Source organism: Bacillota bacterium (assembly GCA_023511835.1).
Classification (GTDB): Bacteria; Bacillota; Sulfobacillia; order JAIMAT01; family JAIMAT01; genus JAIMAT01.
Map to the genome: position 1 here is coordinate 1 of JAIMAT010000103.1, position 5,849 is coordinate 5,849.

5 protein-coding genes are annotated in these 5,849 nt (G+C 75.0%); 4 read left to right on the top strand and 1 reads right to left on the bottom strand.

The window, feature by feature from the left end; genetic code table 11:
- The 3 genes from K6U79_10575 to arcC form a co-directional block, all read left to right on the top strand.
- Positions 1–675 (top strand): arginine deiminase (locus tag K6U79_10575; protein MCL6522795.1); only part of this gene is annotated, 675 nt, incomplete at its 5' end.
- A gap of 49 nt (positions 676–724) precedes the next feature.
- Entirely contained in the window at positions 725–1,663 is a 939-nt protein-coding gene (gene argF / locus K6U79_10580) for an ornithine carbamoyltransferase (protein MCL6522796.1), read from the top strand.
- Between the two features lie 13 nt (positions 1,664–1,676).
- Positions 1,677–2,648, top strand: a complete 972-nt coding sequence (gene arcC / locus K6U79_10585) for a carbamate kinase (protein ID MCL6522797.1) — start codon at positions 1,677–1,679, stop codon at positions 2,646–2,648.
- On the opposite strand, the gene asnB is transcribed toward arcC, so the two are convergent.
- On the bottom strand, positions 2,645–5,302 hold the full coding sequence (gene asnB, locus K6U79_10590; GenBank protein MCL6522798.1) for an asparagine synthase (glutamine-hydrolyzing): 2,658 nt from the start codon (positions 5,300–5,302) through the stop codon (positions 2,645–2,647). The genes arcC and asnB overlap by 4 nt on opposite strands.
- 201 nt (positions 5,303–5,503) lie before the next feature.
- Between asnB and K6U79_10595 the strand changes: the two genes are divergently transcribed.
- Positions 5,504–5,849 (top strand): MarR family transcriptional regulator (locus tag K6U79_10595; protein ID MCL6522799.1); only part of this gene is annotated, 346 nt, incomplete at its 3' end.

Here is a 5,849-nt window from a genome sequence, read left to right on the forward strand (position 1 = left end):
CTCGTGGTCCGCCATCACCCCGCCTTCCGGGAGGCGGGCGCGCCGCTCTGGTTCGAGCGGACGGAGCGCTTCCCCCTGGAGGGCGGCGACGTCCACGTTCTCAGCGAGGAGACGGTGGTGGTGGGGGTGGGCGAGCGGACCGCACCCCAGGCGGTGGAGCGGCTGGCGCAGCGGCTCTTCCTGGGCGGGTCGGGTGTCCGCCGCGTGGTGGCGGTGGAGATCCCCAAGGCGCGGGCGTCCATGCACCTGGACACGGTCTTCACCATGGTCGACCGCGACAAGTTCGCAGTCCACGCCGGCGTGGTCGGCGACGGGCACCACCTGCGTCACTTCCTGCTCTCCCCGGGCCGGACGCCGGAAGGGCTGCGCATCGAGGAGCGCCGCGACTTCGCCGCCACCCTCTCCGAGCTGCTGGGCGTCGAGCGACCCCTCTTCATCCCGTGCGGCGGCGGCGACGTCATCGCCTCGGCGCGCGAGCAGTGGAATGAGGGATCGAACATGCTGACCCTGGCGCCCGGCGTGGTGGTGGCCTACGACCGGAATCGGATCTCCAACGAGCTCCTTCGCCGGCACGGCGTGGAGGTGCTCGAGATTCCCAGCGCCGAGCTCTCCCGGGGGCGCGGCGGCCCGCGCTGCATGAGCATGCCGCTGGAGCGGGAGGCGGCCGGCCGCTGACGGCGGTCGCCGGCCGGGAGGGCGGCGGGAAAGGACGGGGTGGACGAGGATGGCAGGCAGCCTGAGGGGACGCTCGCTGGTCTCGCTCCAGGAATGGTCGCGCGACGAGATCAGCCTCCTGCTGGAGGTGGCCCGCCAGGCGAAGGCGGAGCGGCGCGCAGGCGTCGTCCGGCGCCGCTTCGAGGGCAAGTCGCTGGCGCTCATCTTCGAGAAGCGGTCGACGCGGACGCGCTCCGCCTTCGAGACGGCCTTCGGGGAGGAGGGGGGATGGGTCTCCTTCCTCTCGACGGACGACATCCACCTGGGCGTCAAGGAGTCGGTGGAGGACACCGCCCGGGTGCTGGGGCGGATGTACGACGCCATCGAGTTCCGCGGCTACGCGCAGGAGACGGTGGAGAGCCTGGCGCGCTGGGCAGGGGTGCCGGTCTACAACGGCCTGACCGACAGCGACCATCCCACGCAGGTGCTGGCCGACCTGCTCACCCTCCAGGAAGCCTTCGGACGCCTGGAGGGCCTCTCCCTGGCCTTCGTGGGCGACGGGCGGAACAACATGGCGCACGCGCTCCTCACCGGCCTGCCCAAGATGGGCGTCTCGCTGACCGTCGTCTGCCCGCCGGAACTGGCGCCGCGGCCGGAGTGGCTGGAGGCGGCCCGGGCCGCCTCCCTGCCCGGCGCGGAGGTGCGCGTGGTCCACGAGCCGGGCGAGGGCGTCCGCGGGGCGGACGCCGTCTACACCGACGTCTGGGCCTCCATGGGCGAGGAGGACCAGGCGGAGGAGCGCCGCCGTATCCTGGCGCCGTACCAGGTGAACGGCGCGCTGATGGCCGCCACGGGACGGGCGCGGAGCATCTTTCTCCACTGCCTGCCGGCCAACAAGGGGCAGGAGGTGAGCGCCGAGCTCTTCGAGAGCGAGGTCTCCCGCGTCTTCGACCAGGCGGAGAACCGGAAGCACACCATCAAGGCGCTGATGCTGGTCACCCTACTCTGAGGGGGACGGGGGCTTGGAGCAGACGGAACGGCTGGTGGTGGCGCTGGGCGGCAACGCCATCCTGCAGCCGGGGCAGCGGGGCACGTACGCCCAGCAGACGGAGAACGTCCGCCTGGCCGCCCGGCAGGTGGCGGCGCTGGTCCGCGCCGGCTACCGGGTGGTGGTCACCCACGGAAACGGGCCCCAGGTGGGCAACATCCTCCTGCAGAACGAGCGGGCGGCGGGCGAGGTGGAGCCCATGCCGCTGGACGTCTGCGGCGCCGAGTCGCAGGGCTTCATCGGCTACATGCTGGTGCAGGCGCTGCAGGCCGAACTGGGGCCGGAGCGGCCGGTGGCGGCGCTGGTGACGCGGACCGTCGTCCGCGAGGACGATCCCGCCTTCCGCGAGCCCAGCAAGCCCATCGGCCCCTTCTACGGCGAGGAGGAGGCGGCGCGGCTGGCGGTGGAGCGGGGCTACCGCCTGAAGGAGGACGCCGGCCGCGGCTGGCGGCGTGTCGTCCCCTCGCCGGAACCCGTGCGGATCGTCGAGCGCGAGGCCATCCGCGCGCTGGTGGAGGCCGGCGTGCTGGTGGTGGCGGCAGGGGGCGGCGGCGTGCCCGTGGTGGAGCGGCGGCTGCCGGACGGGCGGCGGCTCTACGAGGGCGTGGAGGCCGTCGTCGACAAGGACCTGGGCGCCCAGCGGCTGGCCGTCGACGTGGGGGCCGACCGCCTGCTGATGCTGACCGACGTCTCCCACGCCTACCTGCACTACCGCCGCCCGGACGCCCGGCCCCTGGAGCGCCTCTCGCGGACGGAGGCGCGGGGCCTGCTGGCGGCGGGCGAGTTCGCCGAGGGCAGCATGGGGCCCAAGGTGCGGGCGGCCGTCCGCTTCCTGGAGGCGGGCGGGCGCGAGGCCGTCATCGCCTCCCTGGCCGAGGCGGAGCGCGCCCTGGCCGGCGCCACGGGGACGCACGTCCTGCCCGACGCGGTGGCGGTGCGCGCCTAGGAGGGAGGCGCGGCCGCCGGCCCCGCCAGGCGGTGGAGCCAGGCCAGCGGCGTCTGCTGGCTCCCCTGGCCCAGGGGGTTGTCGCGGAAGAGCGAGGCCACCAGCGGCCGGTCGACGCCGGTGCTGGCGCCCAGCACGCGGACGCCCAGGTCGTTGGCGTCGACCACCGCCACGCCGACGCGGCGGCCGTAGCGCGCCTCCAGCCAGGCGGCCAGCCGCCGGGCGACGCCGTCGGGATCGGCCGGCGGCAGCTTGGCGTGGCGGTTGTAAGGCGGGATGGTGCCCGCCGTGGGACCGTCGATGGCCGCCACCTGGCTGCCGGCCAGCCGGTAGAAGAGGCCGCGCACCCCCAGCAGGCGGGCGGCGCCGCCCACCGCGGCCGCCAGCAGCACGCGCGGCGCGCCGGCGGTGCGCAGGGCCAGCTCCATGGTGGCCGGGATGCCGAGGCCGATGCCGGAGGCCGTCCGCCGGACGAAGCGCGAGAGCCAGACGGCCAGCCGCGACGGGCGGATGCTCTCCACCTCGAAGGAGCGCCCCTGGCTGATGGCCACCACCTTCTCGCTGAGGGCGAAGAGGTCGCCCTCGCCGGGCGCCACCCCGGCGGCCTCAAGCGCCTCGGCCAGCACCTCCTCCAGTCGGTCGCCGGCGCGCACGAGGCGCGTCCGGAGCGGCACCCGCGCCCACGTCCCGCCGTCCACCGGCGAGAAGGCCAGGAGCTGCCGGCGCGGGTTGGCGCTGTGGCGGTCCAGCAGCCCGAGCGCCTCCGCCCGGGCGGGCTCCTCCAGCCCGTCGGCGGCCGCGCGGTCGCCCAGCCGGAAGGGGTCGGCGGGTCCCGCGGGCGGCTCCGCGGGGTCGACGAAGAGGCGCATCCAGATCTCCAGGTTGAGCGCCCGCCAGAAGAAGAAGGAGTCCTCCACCCGTCCCTCGCAGGCGGCGGCGAAGGCCTCGGCCACCGCCGGGCCGTCCCACCACGGGCGCGCGGCGAAGCCGGGCGAGCGCAGGAGGCTCTGCACGGCGGCGCGCTGCGCCTTCAGCCAGCGCATCTCGGGCGTGGTGAAGCCTACCTTCCAGCGGCGCAGCCGGATCCGCTCGGGCAGGACGCCCTTCATGGCGCGCCGGAAGATGGCGCGGCTCCACCCGCCGTCGATGATGGCCTCCTCCGGCAGGCGGAGGATGTACTCCACCAGCTCCTGGTCCAGGAAGGGCAGGCGCGATTCGACCGAGTGGGCCATGGAGTTCCGGTCCTCGTAGCGCAGGAGCGAAGGCAGGCTGAAGACCGTCAGGTCCTCCAGCAGCCGGCGCTTCAGGTCGTCCTGGCTGGGCAGTCGGCGCGGCGGCCGCACCCGCCCGAGGAAGTCCGGCCGCAGCAGCCGGCGCACCGGCAGCGCCCGGCGGCGCTGGGCCAGGCGCCGGCGGAGGAGCGGCGCCAGCACGTCGCGCGAGGCCCAGGCCTCGCGGAGGAGCCTGCGCCAGCGCCGCTGGCGCAGGAGCTGGCGCAGGTAGACGAAGTGGTAGGGGACGTAGCCGGCCAGCAGCTCGTCCCCGCCCTGCCCGTCCAGGGTGACGCGCACGTGCTCCGCCGCCAGGCGCATGACGCACCACTGGGCGTAGGGGCCGGTGCTCACCGTGGGCTCCTCCTGGTGCCAGACCAGCTCGCCCAGTTCTTCGACGAAATGTCCCGACTCCGGGTGGACGGCGTACCCCTCGGCGTCGACGGCCGCCAGCACCTCGCGCACGTAGGCGCTCTCGTCGATGGGGTCGCCCTCGAAGAGCGCCGAGAAGGTCTTCAGGCGCCCGCCCAGCGAGGCCGCGTCGGGCGCGCCGCGCCGGAGCAGGCGCTCCTCCACGCAGACCACCGAGCTGGAGTCGAGCCCGCCCGAGAGGCAGGTGCCCACCGGCACGTCGGCCACCAGCCGCCGCTCCACCGACCGCTCGAAGAGCTCCAGGAAGCGCCCCGGATCGGGCTCGGCATCCCTCCCCAGGCGCGGCTCCCAGTAGCGCTCCAGGCGGCGGCCGCCCTCCTCCACCACCAGCCGGTGGGCCGCGGGAAGGCGGTGGATGCCGGCGAAGAAGGTGCCCTCGTCGTGCTCGTGCAGCCCGTGGACCAGGTACTCGTAGACGTGCTGCTCGTCGGGCTGCCGCTCCACCTCGGGGTTGCGGAGGAGCGCCTTGATCTCCGAGGCGAAGAGGAGCCGCCCGGCCGCCTCGGTCCAGTAGAGCGGCTTGATGCCGAAGTGGTCGCGCGCCAGGACCAGGCGCGGGGCCGGGCCGCGGAGGTCGAGGACGGCCACCGCCCACATGCCGTTGAAGCGCAGGAAGCACTCCTCCCCCCACGCCTCCCAGCCGTGCACGATCACCTCCGTGTCGGAGGCGGTGCGGAAGCGGTGGCCCGCGGCGGCCAGCTCGGCCCGCAGCTCGCGGAAGTTGTAGATCTCGCCGTTGAAGACGACCTGCACGCGGCCGTCCTCGCTGCCCATGGGCTGGCGGCCGCCCTGGCGGTCGATGATGGCCAGGCGGCGGAAGCCGAGGCTGGCCGCCGGCGACTCGAAGAAACCCTCGTCGTCGGGACCGCGGTGGCGCAGCACCGCGGTCATCGCCTCCAGGCGCGGCCGCTCCGGCGGCCCCCAGAAGCCCGCGATCCCGCACATGTCCATCCCGGCTTTCTCTGTCGCAGGGTGGGAGGTCGGCACAGGGCGACAGGACGTCCACCATTATGCCACGCCGCCGCCGCGGCCGCCGGACGGGCCGGGCGGCGCAGCGATCGGTTTGCAACCACGAACGGTTCGGCGTAGGCTATGGAGTCGTCACGGGGTGAGGCTGGCCGCGGCGCCGGACCCCGGGCGGAGGGCGGGCGGATGGAACTGCGGGCGAGGGGCGGGAGCGGGCCGGGCGCGGAGAGTTGGCCGGAGGCGGGCGAGCCGGGGGGCGAGCGCCGGCGGCGCGTGCTGCGCAGCCTGAAGGAGCTCCGCCGCCTGGCCGTCCTCTCCCAGGGCGCCGAGGCGCACCGCTGGCTCGAGCTGGAGCTGACCATGGGCCAGCTGAAGGGGCTCTTCGCCCTCGCCCAGGGCGGCCCCATGCCGGTGGGCCGCCTGGCCGAGAGGCTGGGGGTGAGCGAGCCCACCACCAGCGCGCTGGTCGACCGCCTGGCCCGCCTCGGCCTGGTCCGGCGCGAGGAGGATCCCCGCGACCGGCGCCGGACGC